Annotated in this window: 15 protein-coding genes; 9 read left to right on the top strand and 6 right to left on the bottom strand. The window is 74.4% G+C overall.

The features are described 5' to 3' along the window. Positions 1 to 23 precede the first annotated feature (23 nt). From ABZ659_RS23815 to ABZ659_RS23805, 3 genes are read left to right on the top strand one after another with little or no spacing between them, the layout of a single operon-like run. Positions 24 to 782, top strand: coding sequence for a 5-oxoprolinase subunit PxpA (locus tag ABZ659_RS23815; RefSeq protein ID WP_360223597.1), 759 nt, complete (start codon positions 24 to 26; stop codon positions 780 to 782). Then, positions 779 to 1,405 (top strand): allophanate hydrolase subunit 1, encoded by a 627-nt coding sequence (locus ABZ659_RS23810; protein WP_360223595.1) that lies wholly within the window; start codon positions 779 to 781, stop codon positions 1,403 to 1,405. Before ABZ659_RS23815 ends, ABZ659_RS23810 begins: the two co-directional genes overlap by 4 nt. Further along, positions 1,402 to 2,271, top strand: a complete 870-nt coding sequence (locus ABZ659_RS23805) for a biotin-dependent carboxyltransferase family protein (RefSeq protein WP_360223593.1) — start codon at positions 1,402 to 1,404, stop codon at positions 2,269 to 2,271. Before ABZ659_RS23810 ends, ABZ659_RS23805 begins: the two co-directional genes overlap by 4 nt. A gap of 19 nt (positions 2,272 to 2,290) precedes the next feature. On the opposite strand, the gene ABZ659_RS23800 is transcribed toward ABZ659_RS23805, so the two are convergent. From ABZ659_RS23800 to ABZ659_RS23785, 4 genes are all read right to left on the bottom strand, one after another. Beyond that, positions 2,291 to 3,472: a glycosyltransferase gene (locus ABZ659_RS23800; protein ID WP_360223643.1), complete on the bottom strand. Its 1,182-nt coding sequence runs from the start codon at positions 3,470 to 3,472 to the stop codon at positions 2,291 to 2,293. A gap of 17 nt (positions 3,473 to 3,489) precedes the next feature. Next, positions 3,490 to 4,620 carry a glycosyltransferase family 1 protein gene (locus tag ABZ659_RS23795; RefSeq protein ID WP_360223591.1) on the bottom strand — a complete coding sequence of 377 codons (1,131 nt, stop codon included), beginning with the start codon at positions 4,618 to 4,620 and terminating at the stop codon, positions 3,490 to 3,492. A gap of 139 nt (positions 4,621 to 4,759) precedes the next feature. Next, entirely contained in the window at positions 4,760 to 6,178 is a 1,419-nt protein-coding gene (locus ABZ659_RS23790) for a HEAT repeat domain-containing protein (protein ID WP_360223589.1), read from the bottom strand. A gap of 324 nt (positions 6,179 to 6,502) precedes the next feature. After that, complete coding sequence (locus ABZ659_RS23785) at positions 6,503 to 6,895, bottom strand: ankyrin repeat domain-containing protein (RefSeq protein WP_360223587.1); 393 nt, start codon at positions 6,893 to 6,895, stop codon at positions 6,503 to 6,505. Between the two features lie 328 nt (positions 6,896 to 7,223). Here ABZ659_RS23785 and ABZ659_RS23780 point away from each other — a divergent pair, with 328 nt between their 5' ends. Continuing rightward, positions 7,224 to 7,418 (top strand): hypothetical protein, encoded by a 195-nt coding sequence (locus tag ABZ659_RS23780; protein WP_360223585.1) that lies wholly within the window; start codon positions 7,224 to 7,226, stop codon positions 7,416 to 7,418. Positions 7,419 to 7,480: 62 nt separating this feature from the next. Further along, on the top strand, positions 7,481 to 9,190 hold the full coding sequence (locus tag ABZ659_RS23775; RefSeq protein WP_360223583.1) for a hypothetical protein: 1,710 nt from the start codon (positions 7,481 to 7,483) through the stop codon (positions 9,188 to 9,190). 18 nt (positions 9,191 to 9,208) lie between these two features. Here the strand turns inward: ABZ659_RS23775 and ABZ659_RS23770 are convergent, their stop codons facing one another. After that, a complete protein-coding gene (locus ABZ659_RS23770; protein ID WP_360223581.1) occupies positions 9,209 to 10,708 on the bottom strand; it encodes a PLP-dependent aminotransferase family protein in 1,500 nt (499 codons plus the stop codon). 99 nt (positions 10,709 to 10,807) lie between these two features. On the opposite strand from ABZ659_RS23770, the gene ABZ659_RS23765 reads away from it, so the two are divergent. From ABZ659_RS23765 to ABZ659_RS23750, 4 genes are all read left to right on the top strand, one after another. After that, a complete protein-coding gene (locus tag ABZ659_RS23765; protein ID WP_360223579.1) occupies positions 10,808 to 11,470 on the top strand; it encodes a hypothetical protein in 663 nt (220 codons plus the stop codon). Then, positions 11,467 to 12,234 (top strand): glycerophosphodiester phosphodiesterase, encoded by a 768-nt coding sequence (locus tag ABZ659_RS23760; RefSeq protein ID WP_360223577.1) that lies wholly within the window; start codon positions 11,467 to 11,469, stop codon positions 12,232 to 12,234. Before ABZ659_RS23765 ends, ABZ659_RS23760 begins: the two co-directional genes overlap by 4 nt. A gap of 51 nt (positions 12,235 to 12,285) precedes the next feature. After that, positions 12,286 to 13,632: an MFS transporter gene (locus tag ABZ659_RS23755; protein WP_360223575.1), complete on the top strand. Its 1,347-nt coding sequence runs from the start codon at positions 12,286 to 12,288 to the stop codon at positions 13,630 to 13,632. Positions 13,633 to 13,910: 278 nt separating this feature from the next. Then, a complete protein-coding gene (locus tag ABZ659_RS23750) occupies positions 13,911 to 14,285 on the top strand; it encodes an RNA polymerase-binding protein RbpA (RefSeq protein WP_003977404.1) in 375 nt (124 codons plus the stop codon). Between the two features lie 145 nt (positions 14,286 to 14,430). Here the strand turns inward: ABZ659_RS23750 and fxsA are convergent, their stop codons facing one another. After that, positions 14,431 to 15,003, bottom strand: a complete 573-nt coding sequence (fxsA, locus tag ABZ659_RS23745; RefSeq protein ID WP_360223573.1) for an FxsA family membrane protein — start codon at positions 15,001 to 15,003, stop codon at positions 14,431 to 14,433. Positions 15,004 to 15,064: the final 61 nt, after the last annotated feature.

Raw genomic sequence — 15,064 nt, 5'->3', positions numbered from 1 at the left:
CTCGATCTACCAAGAGAGAATCCATGACCTCGATCGATCTGAACGCCGACCTCGGAGAGGGCTTCGGCCGCTGGCGGCTCACCGACGACGAACAGCTGCTGTCCGTCGTCACCAGCGCCAACGTGGCCTGCGGCTTCCACGCCGGGGACGCGGCCACCATGCGGCGGGTGTGCGAGCTGGCGGCCGAGCGCGGGGTCACGATCGGCGCGCAGGTCTCCTACCGGGACCTCGCGGGGTTCGGGCGGCGCGCGATGGACGTGCCGCCCGCCGAGCTGACGGCCGAGGTGGCCTACCAGATCGGCGCCCTGGAGGTCTTCGCGCGCGCGGCGGGCGCCCGCGTGGCCTACGTCAAACCGCACGGCGCGCTCTACAACCGGGTCGTGCACGACGAGGAACAGGCCCGCGCGGTCGTCGACGGCGTCCTCCTCGCGGACGACACGCTGCCGGTGCTCGGCCTGCCCGGCTCACGGCTGCTGGAGCTGGCGGCCAAGGCGGGCCTCACGGACGTCCCCGAGGCGTTCGCGGACCGCGCGTACACCGACGAGGGCACGCTGGTCCCGCGCGCGTGGGACGACGCCGTGCTCACCGACCCGGAGGCCGTGGTGGAGCGGTCGGTCACCCTGGCCCGCGGGGGGACGGTCCTCTCGCACTCCGGCGTCCGGATCGACGTACGCGCGCGTTCCCTGTGCCTGCACGGCGACACCCCGGGCGCGGTGGAGCTGGCCCGGCGCGTCAGAGGGCGGCTGGAGGCGGCGGGCGTCCGGGTGGGGTCCTTCGCATGAGGGTCCTGCCCGTCGGTGCCGACGCCCTGCTCGTCGAGGTGTCCTCGGGGGACGAGGCACAGGTGCTGCACGCGGAGCTGCTGCGCCGCCGCTCGGAGGGCGCGCTGGCGGCGCGCGAGATCGTGCCCGCGGCCCGCACGGTCCTGCTCGACGGGGTCCCCGACCCGGCCCGGCTCGCCACCGAACTGACCGCCTTCGAGGTGCCGTCCGTGCCCTCGCGCGCGGGGCGGGTGGTCGAGCTGCCGGTGCGCTACGACGGCCCGGACCTGCCGGACGTCGCGGCGCACTGGGGGGTGACCGAGGAGGAGGTGGCCCTCCTGCACGCCGCCACCGAGTTCCGGGTCGCGTTCTGCGGTTTCGCGCCCGGCTTCGGCTATCTGACCGGGCTGCCGCCCCGCTACGACGTCCCGCGCCGAGCGACACCGCGCACGGCCGTCCCCGCGGGCGCGGTGGCGCTGGCGGGGCCGTACACGGGCGTGTACCCGCGTTCGTCGCCGGGCGGCTGGCAGTTGATCGGCACCACGGACGCGGTGCTGTGGGACCACGCGCGCGTACCGGCCGCGCTGCTGACGCCGGGCGCGCGCGTGCGGTTCGTCCCGGTGGGAGCGGGGGCGCCCGTATGACCGACCACGCCCTCGCCGTCGTCCGCCCCGGTGCCCTGACCACCGTGCAGGACCTCGGCCGCCCCGGCCACGCCCACCTCGGTGTCCCACGCTCCGGCGCGCTCGACGGGCCCGCCGCGGCGCTCGTCAACCGGCTGGTCGGCAACCCGCGCGAGGCGGCCGTCCTGGAGACCACCGTCAACGGCTGCGCCGTACGCCCCCGTTCGACGGTCACCGTGGCGGTCGGCGGCGCGCCCTGCCCGGTGGCGGTCGACGGACGCCCGGTCGCCTGGGGCGCCCCGGTGCGGGTGCCCGCCGGGGCGCTCCTGGACGTCGGCACGGCGGTGTCCGGCGTCCGCAGCTATGTCGCCTTCGCCGGTGGCATCGCCGTCGAGCCGGTGCTCGGCAGCCGCTCCACGGATCTGCTCTCCGGGCTCGGCCCCGCACCCCTCAGGGGCGACGCCGTACTCCCCCTGGGGCAGACGGCGGGGCCGCACGCACGTGTGGACGTCGCCCCGCAGCCGGGTCCGGCGGCGGAACTCCTCCTACGGGTGACGCCGGGCCCGCGCGACGACTGGTTCACGCCGGAGGCCCTGCGGACGTTCACCACGCGCGCGTACCGGGTCTCGCCCGCGAGCAACCGCATCGGGCTGCGCACGGACGGGCCCGTCCTGGAGCGGTTCCGGCCGGGTGAACTGCCCAGTGAGGGAATGGTGCTGGGCGCGGTCCAGGTCCCGCCGGACGGCCGTCCGGTCGTCTTCCTGGCCGACCACCCCACCACCGGCGGCTACCCGGTCATCGCCGTGGTCCGCGCCCCCGACCTCCCCGCGGCGGCCCAGGCCCGCCCCGGCACGCCGGTCCGCTTCCTGCCCGTACGCCGCCGTTGAAGCCGTCACCGCGCGGGGCTCATGCCGCGCCCCCGCGCGGGACGGCGGGTGGCTCCGCCCGGTGCGCGCCCCCGGCGTCGGCATCCGCGTCGTGCGCCGCGAGGAACGCCCCCACCGCCGTGTCCCACCCGAAGCACTCCGCTCGCGCGCGTGCCGCCTCACGCCGCTCGGTCTCGCCCCGCGCGAGCAGCAGGCTGACGGCGTCCGCGAAGGACTCCCCGTGGTCAGCCGCGGTGGCCCCGGCGGCGCCGATCACCTCGGGCAGCGCGGAGGAGGCGCTCGCCACGACGGGCGTACCGCACGCCATGGCCTCCAGCGCGGCCAGACCGAAGGTCTCCGCGGGCCCCGGCGCCAGACACACGTCGGCCGACGCCTGGAGCGCGCCGAGCAGCGCACGGTCGGCGACGTGCCCGAGGAACGTCACCGGCAGGTCCCGTTCCGCCGCCCGCTGCTCCAGCCGCCCGCGCAGCGGCCCGCGCCCGGCGACCACCAGCACCGCCCTCTCACCGCGCCGCAGCAGCGCCTCCAGGGCGTCGAGCGCGGTGCCGGGCCGCTTCTCGACGGAGAGCCGGGAGCACATCACCAGCAGCCGCTGGTCCCCGCGGGCGTGGAGCCCACGCACGGCCGGGTCCCGCAGCGCGGGGTGCCGGGTCACCAGGTCGACGCCGAGCGGGGCCCGCACGACATTCGTGGCGCCGATGCGGACGAACTCCCGCTCGGCGAACTCGGTGGTGCACACCACGCGCGCGTAGGCGTGCGCGGTGCGGGTGTTGAGGGCGTCGGCGGCGCGCCGGGACACGCCCTCGGGCAGCCCCCAGGTGCGCAGGACGCCGTCGGCGGTCTCGTGGGAGACCATCACCGCGGGCACCCGGGCCCGCCGCGCCCACCGGCCGGTCCACCTGAGCGTCGTACGGTCGGAGACCTCGAGGCGGTCGGGGGCGAGTCCGTCGAGGAGGGCGGCCACGCGCCGCCTGTCGGTGAGGACGCGGTAGCCGCCGGTGCCGGGCAGCAGGGGGCCGGGCAGGGTGATGACCCGCCCCTGTTCGGTGTCGCGGTCGGTGTACCGCTCGCCCGGCACCACCAGCACCGGCTCATGGCCCGCCGCCAGGAAGCCCCGGCCCAGCTCACGCAGGGCGGTGCGCAGGCCCCCGGAGGCGGGAGCGACGAAGTTGGCGAGCCGTACGATCCGCAGCCCGCTCACGCCGCCGTCAGCGCCCCTCACGCCGCCATCACCGCTGTCCGCGCGGCGAGGACATCCTCGTAGTGCTCGATCAGCCGGTCACCGACCGCCGCCCAGGTGCGCCCCTCGACGGTGGCGCGCGCGGCGCTGCCGTAGGCGGCGCGCGGCGCGGGGTCGGCGGCCAGCGCGGCCACCGCGTCCCGTACGGCGTCGGCGTCGCGGGGCGGGACCAGCAGCCCGGTGCGTCCGTGGTCGACCAGGTCCAGCGGGCCGCCCGCGGCGGGCGCGACGACCGGCACGCCGCTGGCCATGGCCTCCTGCACGGTCTGGCAGAAGGTCTCGAAGGGACCGGTGTGCACGAAGAGGTCGAGAGAGGCGAAGATCCGCGCGAGGTCGTCCCCGCCACGGCGGCCGAGGAAGACCGCGCCGGGCAGCGCCTCCTCAAGGCCCGGACGGCTCGGCCCGTCGCCCACGACGACGACGCGCACGCCGGGCAGGGCGCAGGCCCCGGCGAGCAGGTCGACGTGCTTCTCGGGGGCGAGGCGGCCGACGTACCCGACGATCAGCTCACCGTCGGGGGCGAGCGCGCGGCGCAGGGCGGGGTCGCGGCGGTCGGGGTGGAACCGGTCGGTGTCCACGCCGCGCGGCCACAGCCGTACCCGGGGCACCCCGTGGGCCTCCAGGTCGCCCAGGGAGGCGCTGGAGGGCGCCAGGGTGCGGTCGGCGGCGGAGTGCACGGAGCGGATCCGCCGCCAGGCCGCGGCCTCTCCGGCGCCCACGTACGTGCGGGCGTATCCGGCCAGGTCGGTCTGGTAGACGGCGACGGCGGGGATGCCGAGCCGGGCGGCGGCGGCCATGCCGCGGACGCCGAGGATGAAGGGACTGGCCAGGTGGACGACGTCCGCGCGGTGGGCGACGAGGGCGGCGGCCAGGCGTCGGCTGGGGAGGGCGACGCGGACCTGGGGGTAGCCGGGGAGCGGGAGGGAGGGGACGTGGACCACGGGGCACGGCGCCAGGGCGGCGTCGGCCCCGCTGCCCGGGGCGGGCGCCGGTGCGACGACGAGGGGAGCGTGACCGCGGGCGACGAGGTGCCGGGCGGTCTGGAGCGCGCAGTGGGCCACGCCGTTCACATCGGGGGGAAAGGATTCGGTCACGATGACGACACGCATACGGGTGTTGTCGCCGGACCAGACGTGGCCACGTCAACGTGGACCTTTCCTGGCGAGGAACGTCCCATGAGCAGCGGGATCGGCACATCCGCAGGTCAGGGCGCGTCCATGCGCACCTGACCCGCGAGTCACCCCGGGTTCACACCGCGGGCGCGTCGGGGCCGATCCGGCTGCGTACGGCGGTCTGGACCTCGGCCTCCTCGGCTGGATCCGCCGCCAGTCGCCGTAGTCGCTCCACGACCCGGGCGTCTCCGGTCTCGGCGTGCCGGGCGGCGAGTTCGCGGGTGGTCTCCTCGCAGTCCCACAGGCATTCGACGGCGAACCCGGTGGCGAAGGAGGGGTCGGTGGCGGCGAGCGCGCGGGCGGCCCGGCCGCGGAGGTGGGACGAGGCGGTCTCGCGGTAGACATGGCGCAGCACGGGTGCGGCGCAGGCGATGCCGAGCCGTCCGGCGCCGTCGGTGAGGGTCCACAGGGTGGGCGCGTCGGGTCCTTCGGTGCGGACGGCCTCGCGCAGGGCGCCGAGGACGAGGTCGCTGTCCCGGGCGGTGCCGCGGCAGGCGAGCATCCGTCCGGCGGCGGCACCGAGCGCGTCGGGCCGCTGGGCCCAGCCGCGGGCCCGGTCGACGGCGGCGACACTGCGCATCCGTTCGAAGGCGTCCACGGCGGCCTCCACGACGACCGCGGTGCCGGTGGCGACGGCCGCGTCGATCAGGTCGAGGGCGTCGGAGTCGTTGCCGTCGGCGAGGTAGCGCAGGGCGGTGCAGCGGGCTCCGTCGGAGCCGTCCTTGGCGGCCCGCACGATCTCGGCCCGGTCCTCGGGGCCCGCGACCGCGCTCAGACATCGGGCGGCGGGCACATAGAGCGCGGCACCGCGTTCGAGGCCCTGCTGGGCCCATTCGAACACCGCCTGCACGCTCCAGCCGGGGCGGGGCCCTGAGGGCCGCATCTGCCGCTGCCAGCGGTCGAAACAGCCGGTCTCGTGGGCGGCACGCACGCGTGAGGCGATCGCCTCGCGCGGGTCCTCCGCCCACAGCCGCCAGGGCCGGGGTTCGAACGCGTCACGGACGGCGGCGGCCAGCTCGGCCTCGCCCTCGGCGTCGGCCGGGAACCGCGCGAGCACGGGCACCGCCAGGGCACGCAGCCCGGCGTCGTCGTCGCGCAGCGCCAGCTCGTCCAGGGCCCAGGCCCAGTTCGCGCCCTCGGCGGCGTACCGGCGCAGCAGGTCGAGCGCGTCCCGGCGACCGTAGGAGGCGAGGTGGCCGAGGACGGCGAGGGCGAGCCCGGTGCGCGACTCGTCGCTGTCGATGATGTCCTCGGCGTCGAACAGGTGCGCCTCGACGGCGTCCAGATCGCCGCCCAGGTCGAGGTGGAGACGGGCGTAGTAGAGGGAGCGGTTCTCCACCTGCCAGTCGTTGCGGGGGTCGCGCAGCACACACTGGTTCAGTGCCGCGAGCGCTTCCGTACGGGGAGCGGTGAGCGCGTGCAGTGTGCCGTCGCCGCGGCCCCGCTGGAGCAGGCCGAGCAGCGTACCGCTGGGCGCTATGACCGGATCGAACATGGGAAACAGCCTCACATCAAGCGTCGACGCAACCGGGGAACGTGCCTTACCTGGCCGCGTGACAACACGTCGGGGCGCCCGCCGTCTCTTGCTTGCTGTAGACCATCTTCCTCTGCCTCTCGTCAAGTGGCCCGAACGGACCCGTCACGGTCCGCGCGGTGCGGCAACACCTGCCCAGCCATCGCGTCCGTGAATCACGACGTCATGATGACTCGGTGGTTATCTGTACCGCGACCGATATTTCCGGCGGCCCTCTCCCGCCTCCCCCGTTTTCCGTGCCTTACCCCGCCTGGCGGGGTTTCCGCGCAGGTCAGAGCGTTCGGATCAGTGCGCGCCGAACAATTCCAGCAGTTCCGCCTTGCCGAACATACGGGCTGTGTCAACGGCCGACGGAGTTCCCGCGGCGGGGTCGGCGCCGCCCTCCAGAAGGGCTTTGATCACTTCCGGCTCGCCCTTGAAGACGGCCCCCGCGAGGGGGGTCTGGCCCCGGTCGTTGACGTGGTCGGCCCCGGCGCCCCGGGTGAGCAGCGCGCGCACCGCCGCCGCGTGGCCGTGGTAGGCGGCGAGCATCACGAGGGAGTCGCCGCGGTCGTTGGTGAGGTGGGCCGGAACGCCCGCGTCGACATAGGCCACCAGCGCCTCGGTCTGCCCTCGCCGGGCCAGATCGAAGATCCTGGTGGCCAGCTCCACGACCTCGGGGTCGGGGACTTCGGTCATCGGCGGGACCGCCTCTCACTGCGAGCTTCGGGGACTGCGGGAACTGCGGGCGTTACGGGTCCTACAGGGTGCTACGGCCGCGAGCGGTGCGTCCGTACGGGTGATTCGCCAGGGTACTTGCTGCGCGCGCACATGACGGGCCGCGCCCGCGGCAAAGATCACCAATGCCCCCGTCGGACGCGACCGCGCTGGTCAGACGCGCCGGAGTCGGCTCGGCCAACTGAAGGAAATTTCGGGAATTTCACTCAGTTGCACCTTTTGTCGTATGGATACATGCTGTGAGCCTGGAAGTACTCATGGTGACTGTCCCCTCACACCAGGAGACCTCATGATCCTCTCCATCTCAGGCGTCGTCCTGCTCGGCATCGTCGTGTTCATCTTCTTCCGCAAGGACGGACTGAAGCCGTCGCACTGCGTGATCTCGGTGCTGTTCGGCTTCTACCTCGCGAGTACCGCGATCGCCCCCAGCATCAAGGCGGGCGGCGAGAGCCTCGCGAGCCTCCTGGGAGGCATCAAGTTCTGACACCTCCTCCAGTCCCCCACCCCCACTCCCCACCCACCCGTACGCACCACCAGGAGACAGCAGTGGCCCGGCGCCCCCTCCCCCGCATCCTGAGCAACGGCAGCGCACAGCTCGCCCGCAGCCGGGAGCTGGCCCGGACGGCGGCCGACAGCGCCACCGACGTCCTGCACCCGCTGATCACCCTCACGCGCGGGCTGCGCCGACTGGCCTCGGCCGGGCGGCGCAAGTGGGCCGACACCCCCAAGGACAGGCGTGGACCCCTGCTGTTCCTGGTGGCCTCGGTCATCCTGGTGGTGGCCCTCGTGCCGTACGGCCCGCTGCTCGCCGTCATCACCCTGATGGCGGCGGCGGCGTGGCACGGCCGGGACCGCACCCCACCGGACCCGGACGGGCCCGACGAGACCCAGGTCCAGCGCCTCAAGTCGCTCTACGAGGCGCTGGTGCCGTACTTCTCCGCCGCCGAGGACCCCGAGCCGGTCTACAGCCACGGCGGCGACTGGGCGAAGGCCCTGACGTCGTACGACTTCGACGCCTCGGGCCGCGTCACCCGGCTGGTCATCGACTACCCCGCCTACTTCACCGACGGCGAGCCCGAGTCCCGCGCGCGCGTCGAGCAGTTGCTCACCGCGAAGTCGGGCCGGGGCCGCGAGTACCACTTCGACTGGGACGAGGAGGGCAACCAGCTCACGGTGACCGTCCTCGCGCCCCTGCCCACCGACGTCGCCGCCCAGCGCTTCGTCACCGCGCCCGGCGAGACCGTCCTCGGCTTCACCGACCCCACCGAGGTCCAGCGCACGCTCCCCCTCACCTACGGCGAGGAACGGCACGACACGCCGCCGGTCGTGTGGCGCACCGGCCTGCGCTCGACCGAGCCCCACCTGCTGGCCCTGGGCCAGCCGGGCAGCGGCACCTCCACCCTGCTGCGCTCCGTCGCGCTCCAGGCCCTCCAGTACGGCGACGTCGTCATCGTCGAGGGCGGCGGTACCGGCGAGTACGCGTGCCTCACCGGCCGGGACGGCGTCCTCGCCGTCGAGTGCGCGCTCGCCGGGGCGCTGACCAGCCTGGAGTGGGTGGCGCACGAGACGGAGCGCCGACTGGTCGCCGTCAACCGCGCCCGCCAGGCGGGCGACCCGCCCCCGGCGGACACCAGGCGCCCCCTGTGGGTCCTCCTGGACCGCCCCAGCGCCCTCGCGCACGTCGCCGCCGCCGAGGGCCACCAGGACCCGCAGTCCCTGCTCCAGGTGCCCCTGCGGCACGGCCGCGCGGTGGGCGTCACGGTGGTCGTCGCGGAGCAGTTCGACAACGCGGACGCGCTGAGCGAGCCGGTACGGCAGCACACGCGCGCGCGAGTCGTCCTCGGCCCCGCCACCGCCGTACAGCTGGAGCAGTACCTCGGCGCCCGGCCGCAGACCACCCCGGTCACCCAGGTCCCGCCCGGCCGCGGCTACGCCCGGCTGGGCACCGGTCCGGTGCTGCGGCTCCAGGTCCCGGCGACCCCGGACCCGTACGACGACGCGACCTCGGACGCGCACCGCCAGGCGGTGCTCGACCTGCTGCCGCCGCGTACGACCCCCGCGGACGGCGAGGTCGAGGCCGAGGTCCCCCCGAAGCACCTCACGAAGGACCCGGAACCCCTCACGGACGGGAAGAGCCCGGCCGAGCCCGTCGCCGAGCCGGACCCCGAGCCCGCTCCCCAGCGCACCCCGGTCCCCACCCTCGACCAGCCGGACCCGGTCCCCGCGAAGGCGTCGGCGGTGGCGGAGACGTCGTGAGGCCCTGAGGCCCCGCGGCTACGCCACGAACGTCCGCGGCGTCTCCCCGCCCGCCGGTCCCCCGTTCTCCACCAGCCGCGCCGCCGCCGCCAGCCGCGCCGCGGCCTCCTCGGCCACCGCGCCGCCCACGGTGAACGGCAACCGCACATACCCCTCGAACGCGCCGTCGACCCCGAACCGCGGCCCGGACGGCACCCGTACGCCCACCCGCTCCCCCACCTCGGCGAGCCGCGACCCCGAGAGGCCCCCGGCGCGCACCCACAGCGTGAGCCCGCCGCGGGGCACCTCGAACTCCCAGCCGGGCAGCTCCCGCCGTACCGCGGCGACCAGCGCGTCCCGGTTGTCGCGGGCCTGCGCACGCCGGATCTCCACCGCCTGCTCCCACCCCCCGGTGCCGAACAGCCAGTGCACGGCGAGCTGTTCAAGCACCGGTGTCCCCAGGTCGGCGTACGCGCGGGCGGCGACCAGGCTGCGGATCACGTCCGGGGCGGCCCGCACCCAGCCGATGCGCATCCCCGCCCAGAACGCCTTGCTGGCCGACCCGACGGTGATCACCGTGGACCCTGCGGGGTCGAACCCGCACACCTGGCGGGGCATGGACACGTCGTCGTCGAGCCACAGCTCGGTCATCGTCTCGTCGGCGACCAGCACGGTCCCGGCCGAACGGGCCGCCTCCACCAGCCGCCGCCGCTGGTCCTCGTCGGCGAGCGCGCCGGTGGGGTTGTGGAAGTCGGCGACGACGTAGGCGAGCCGCGGCGCGGCCTCCCGCAGCACCTGCCGCCAGCGGTCCAGGTCCCACCCGGCGAGCCCCTCGGCCATCGCGACCGGTACCAGCCGGGCGCCCGTCTCCCGCATCAGCTGGAGGATGTTGGCGTACGACGGCGACTCCACCGCGATCCGCTCACCGCGCCCCGCGAACAGGTGACAGATGGCGTCCATGGCGCCCATCGCCCCGGTCGTCACCATGATCTGCTCGGGCATGGTGGGGATCCCGCGCGCGGTGTACCGGTCGGCGATCATGGCACGCAGCGCGGGCAGCCCGGCCGGGTAGTCGCCGTGCGTGTGCGCGTAGGGAGGAAGCTCCTCCAGGGCGCCCCGCACGGCTCGGGTGAGCCAGGGTTCGGGGGCGGGGAGCGCGGCCGTGCCGAGGTCGATCATCGAGCCGAGCGCCTCGGGCGGCAGCGGTTCGAGTCCCCGCGCGGGCAGGGGGTTACCGGCCGGTACGGCGGTCCAGCTGCCCGCCCCGCGCCGGGACTCCAGGAACCCCTCGCCGCGCAGCGCCTCGTAGGCGGCGGCGACCGTCGTACGGCTGACGGAGAGCGACACGGCGAGTTCCCGCTCGGCGGGCAGCCGGGCGGCCACCGGGACCCGTCCTTCGAGCACCAGCAGCCGGATGCCGTCGGCGAGCGCGCGGTAGGCGGGCGGACGGCGCGTCCGCGGGCCCGCCGGGCGGTCCTGCTGGGACATGAGCAGCCGAGCGAGCTGCGCCGCCCCCACCGCCGAGGTCCACTGCGCCATGAGAATCAGTCCACCTTCCCCGAATTGGCCATGGATGCCCCTGCTTTCCCCGCCACAGAGTGGCACCCGCCAGTCCACTTCACCACCAGGGGGCACCTTATGCCAGCGTCGTCCAGGCAGCGACACGTCCTGCGCCGCGTGACGCAGCTCTACGCCGGACTCGCGCTGTACGGCGCCAGCTCCGCGCTGCTGGTCCGCTCGGGCCTCGGTCTGGAGCCCTGGAACGTGCTCCACCAGGGCCTCGCGGAGCGCACCGGCCTGACGATCGGCGTGGTGTCGATCATCGTCGGCGCGGTGGTCCTGCTGCTGTGGGTCCCGCTGCGGCAGCGCCCCGGACTCGGCACCGTCTCCAACGTCTTCGTCGTCGGCCTCGCGATGGACGGCACGCTCGCCCTGGTCCCCGACGCGCACGCCCTCTCCGTCCGGGTCCCGCTGCTGCTCGCCGGGATCGCGCTGAACGGCGTGGCGACCGGCCTCTACATCGCGGCCCGCTTCGGGCCCGGCCCGCGCGACGGCCTGATGACCGGCCTGCACCGGCGCACCGGCCGCTCGATCCGCCTGATGCGCACGGCGGTCGAGGTGGCCGTCGTGGTCACCGGTTTCGCGCTGGGCGGCACCATCGGCGTCGGGACGCTGCTGTACGCGGTGGCGATCGGCCCGCTCGCCCAGCTCTTCCTGCGCGTCTTCGCCGTCCCCGGGGCATCCGGCGGCAGCACGGTCGTTGCCGCCGCGCCACCGCGGCGCGCGATACTGCGGCGGTGACCCCGCGGATACGCCACCCCTACCTCGACCACCCCGGCCCCATCCCGTTCGCCCACCGGGGCGGCGCGGCGGACGGCCTGGAGAACACCGCCCTCCAGTTCCGGCGTGCCGTGGAGACCGGTTACCGCTACCTCGAGACCGACGTACACGCGACCCGGGACGGCAGGCTGGTCGCCTTCCACGACGCGACCCTCGACCGGGTGACCGACGGGGCGGGCCGGATCGCCGACCTGCGGTGGGCGGACGTACGGCACGCGCGCGTGGCGGGCCGTGAGCCGGTGCCGCTCTTCGAGGAGCTGCTGGAGACGTTCCCCGAGGTCCGCTGGAACGTCGACGTGAAGGCGGAGCCCGCCCTGCGCCCGCTCCTCGACCTGATCGCCCGCACCGGCTCGTGGGACCGGATCTGCGTCGGCTCGTTCTCCGAGGCCCGGGTGGCCCGCGCCCAGCGGCTGGCCGGAGCGCGCCTGGCGACGTCGTACGGCACCCGCGGGGTGCTGAACCTGCGACTGCGGTCCTGGGGCCTCCCGGCGGCGCCGCGCCGCTCGGCGGTGGCGGCGCAGGTGCCCGAGGCGCAGTCCGGCGTCCGGGTGGTCGACCACCGGTTCGTGCGCGCCGCCCACGCGCGCGGGCTCCAGGTGCACGTCTGGACGGTCAACGAGCCGGAGCGGATGCACCGTCTCCTCGACCTGGGCGTCGATGGCATCATGACCGATCACATCGACACACTGCGCAAGGTCATGGAGGAGCGGGGCGTCTGGGTCTGACCCCGGTCCGCCGCCTCCTGGCGGCACCGGCACGGGGAAGCGAGGGCACGGGTGGGGACCGACACCGTGCGGGCACAGGCCGCCGACGAGACGGCCGAGCGACGGCGCGAACAGCGCGGCTGGTACTTCTACGACTGGGCCTGCTCGGTCTACTCGACCAGCGTGCTCACCGTGTTCCTCGGGCCGTACCTGACCTCGGTCGCCAAGTCGGCGGCGGACGCCGACGGCTTCGTCCACCCGCTGGGCGTGCCGGTCCGCGCGGGTTCGTTCTTCGCGTACGCGGTGTCCCTGTCGGTGATCGTGGCCGTGCTGGCGATGCCGCTGGTCGGCGCCGCCGCCGACCGCACCGGCCGCAAGAAGCCGCTGCTGGCCGCCGCCGCGTACCTGGGCGCCGCGGCGACGACGGCCATGTTCTTCCTGGACGGCGACCGCTATCTGCTCGGCGGCGCGCTGCTGGTGCTGGCGAACGCCGCGCAGTCGGTGGCGATGATGCTCTACAACTCCTACCTCCCGCAGATCGCCCCGCCCGAGGAGCGCGACGCGGTCTCCTCGCGCGGCTGGGCCCTCGGCTACGCGGCGGGCGCCCTGGTGCTCGTCGCCAACCTGGTGCTCTACCTCGCCCACGACTCCTTCGGCGTCTCGGAGTCCACGGCCGTCCGCATCTGCCTGTCCTCGGCCGGTCTGTGGTGGGGCGCCTTCGCGATCATCCCGCTCCGGCGGCTGCGCGACCGCCGCTCCCCCGCGCGGGAGGCCGCCCTGCCCCGCCGCGGGCAGCTCGCGGCGACCCTGCGCGACATGCGCCGCCACCCGCTCACCCTGGCCTTCCTGCTGGCGTACCTCCTCTACAACGACGGCATCCAGACGGTGATCTCCCAGGCGTCGGTCTACGGCTCCGAGGAGCTGGGCCTCGAACAGTCCACGCTGATCGTCGCCGTGCTGCTGGTGCAGGTGCTGGCGGTGGCGGGCGCGCTGGCGCTGGGCCGACTGGCCCGCCGCTACGGTGCCCAGCGCACGATCCTCGGCTCGCTGGCCGCCTGGACCCTCACCCTGGGCGCCGGGTACTTCCTCCCGGCGGGGGAGCCGGTGTGGTTCTTCGCGCTGGCGGCGGGCATCGGGCTGGTCCTCGGCGGCAGCCAGGCGCTGTCCCGCTCCCTCTTCTCCCATCTGGTGCCGCCCGGCAAGGAGGCCGAGTACTTCTCGGCCTACGAGCTGAGCGACCGCGGGATGAGCTGGCTCGGCCCGCTGCTGTTCGGGCTGACGTACCAGCTGACCGGCAGCTACCGGGACGCGATCATCTCGCTGGTGGCCTTCTTCGTGCTGGGCTTCGTGCTGCTCGCCCGGGTGCCGGTGCGGCAGGCGATCCACGACGCGGGCAACCCGGTCCCCGACAGGATTTAGCACTCGGAGCGAAAGGGCGGTAGTGTACGCGTTTGGCCTGCCAGGCGTACCGTTACTGCGCGTCAAAGATGCCGAAACGCTGGGTTACATCTCCTAGCAGATGTGACAAACCGGGCGCCGGTGGGTACTGCACTGGTTGACAAGGCTGCGGCTACGACGGCGACGCATGACCCGGAACGGGACTCGGAACGGGAATCTTTACCGCCGACCGGACGTTGACCGGATGACGACGACAGCGACACCTGTCCTGTGGGCGACAAGCCCGGGAGGCACGATTCATGAGTGAGCGAGCTCTTCGCGGCACGCGCCTCGTGGTGACCAGCTACGAGACGGACCGCGGCATCGACCTGGCCCCGCGCCAGGCCGTGGAGTACGCATGTGAGAAGGGGCACCGCTTTGAGATGCCCTTCTCGGTCGAGGCGGAGATCCCGCCGGAGTGGGAGTGCAAGGTCTGCGGGGCCCAGGCACTTCTCGTAGACGGCGACGGTCCGGAGGAGAAGAAGGCCAAGCCTGCGCGTACGCACTGGGACATGCTGATGGAGCGGCGCACCCGCGAGGAACTCGAAGAGGTCCTTGAGGAGCGTCTCGCCGTACTGCGTTCCGGTGCGATGAACATTGCGGTGCACCCCAGGGACAGCCGCAAGAGCGCGTAGCCGAGGGCCGCGACACAACCAAAGGCACGTGACCGACCGCGGGCGCCGTACATACGTGTACGGCGCCCGCGGTCATGGTCATGCGCGGCGACGGCGGACGACCGACCCGGGGCGCACACGCGGGCCCGCGCCCCCGGTCAGGGGGTCACCGGTTGAGCGGAGGGCGCGGCTCCTCGGGGCGGTCGCCGCGCGTCTCGTCCCGCTCGTCCCGTATGACCTCGCCCTGGACGACCTTGCCGTCCGGGCGGTAGATACGGGCCTGCTGGAAGGCGCCCCCCAGGGAACCGGGTCGGGCGGTGCGCAGCGTGCGCTCGAAGGTGCGCTCGGCGTACCGGCTCAGCGCCTTCTGTACCGGCGGCACCAGCAGGAGCAGGCCCAGCGCGTCCGAGACCAGCCCCGGCATCATCAGCAGCAGGCCGCCCAGCATCATCAGGCCGTTGCCGCCGCCGGCGCCCTGTGAGGGGGGTGTGCCTCCCTGCAACGCCTCGTTCAGGTTCTGGAAGGCGCGTCGGCCCGCCCGCTTGATGACCACGGAGCCGAGCACCAGCCCGGCGATCAGCAGCAGGAACACCGTGAGTCCGCCCGCCGCCCCCGCGACCACGGTCAACAGCCAGATCTCCAGCACCAGCCAGGCCGCGACGGCCAGCGGCAGGACGGTCCGCAGCCGGGAGCGCCGGGGCCGGGCGGGACGGGTGGGAGTCGGAGCGCCAGTCGTCATGCTTCCAGTGTGCCTGGCCCCGGCTCAGCGCGGGATAAGCGGGTGGAGCGGCGCCGGCGCA

The organism is Streptomyces sp. NPDC006997 (assembly GCF_040635175.1).
In the GTDB taxonomy this organism is placed as follows: domain Bacteria; phylum Actinomycetota; class Actinomycetes; order Streptomycetales; family Streptomycetaceae; genus Streptomyces.
The sequence above is the reverse complement of the archived record's forward strand: the minus strand, read 5'-3'. Positions and strand labels throughout refer to the sequence as shown.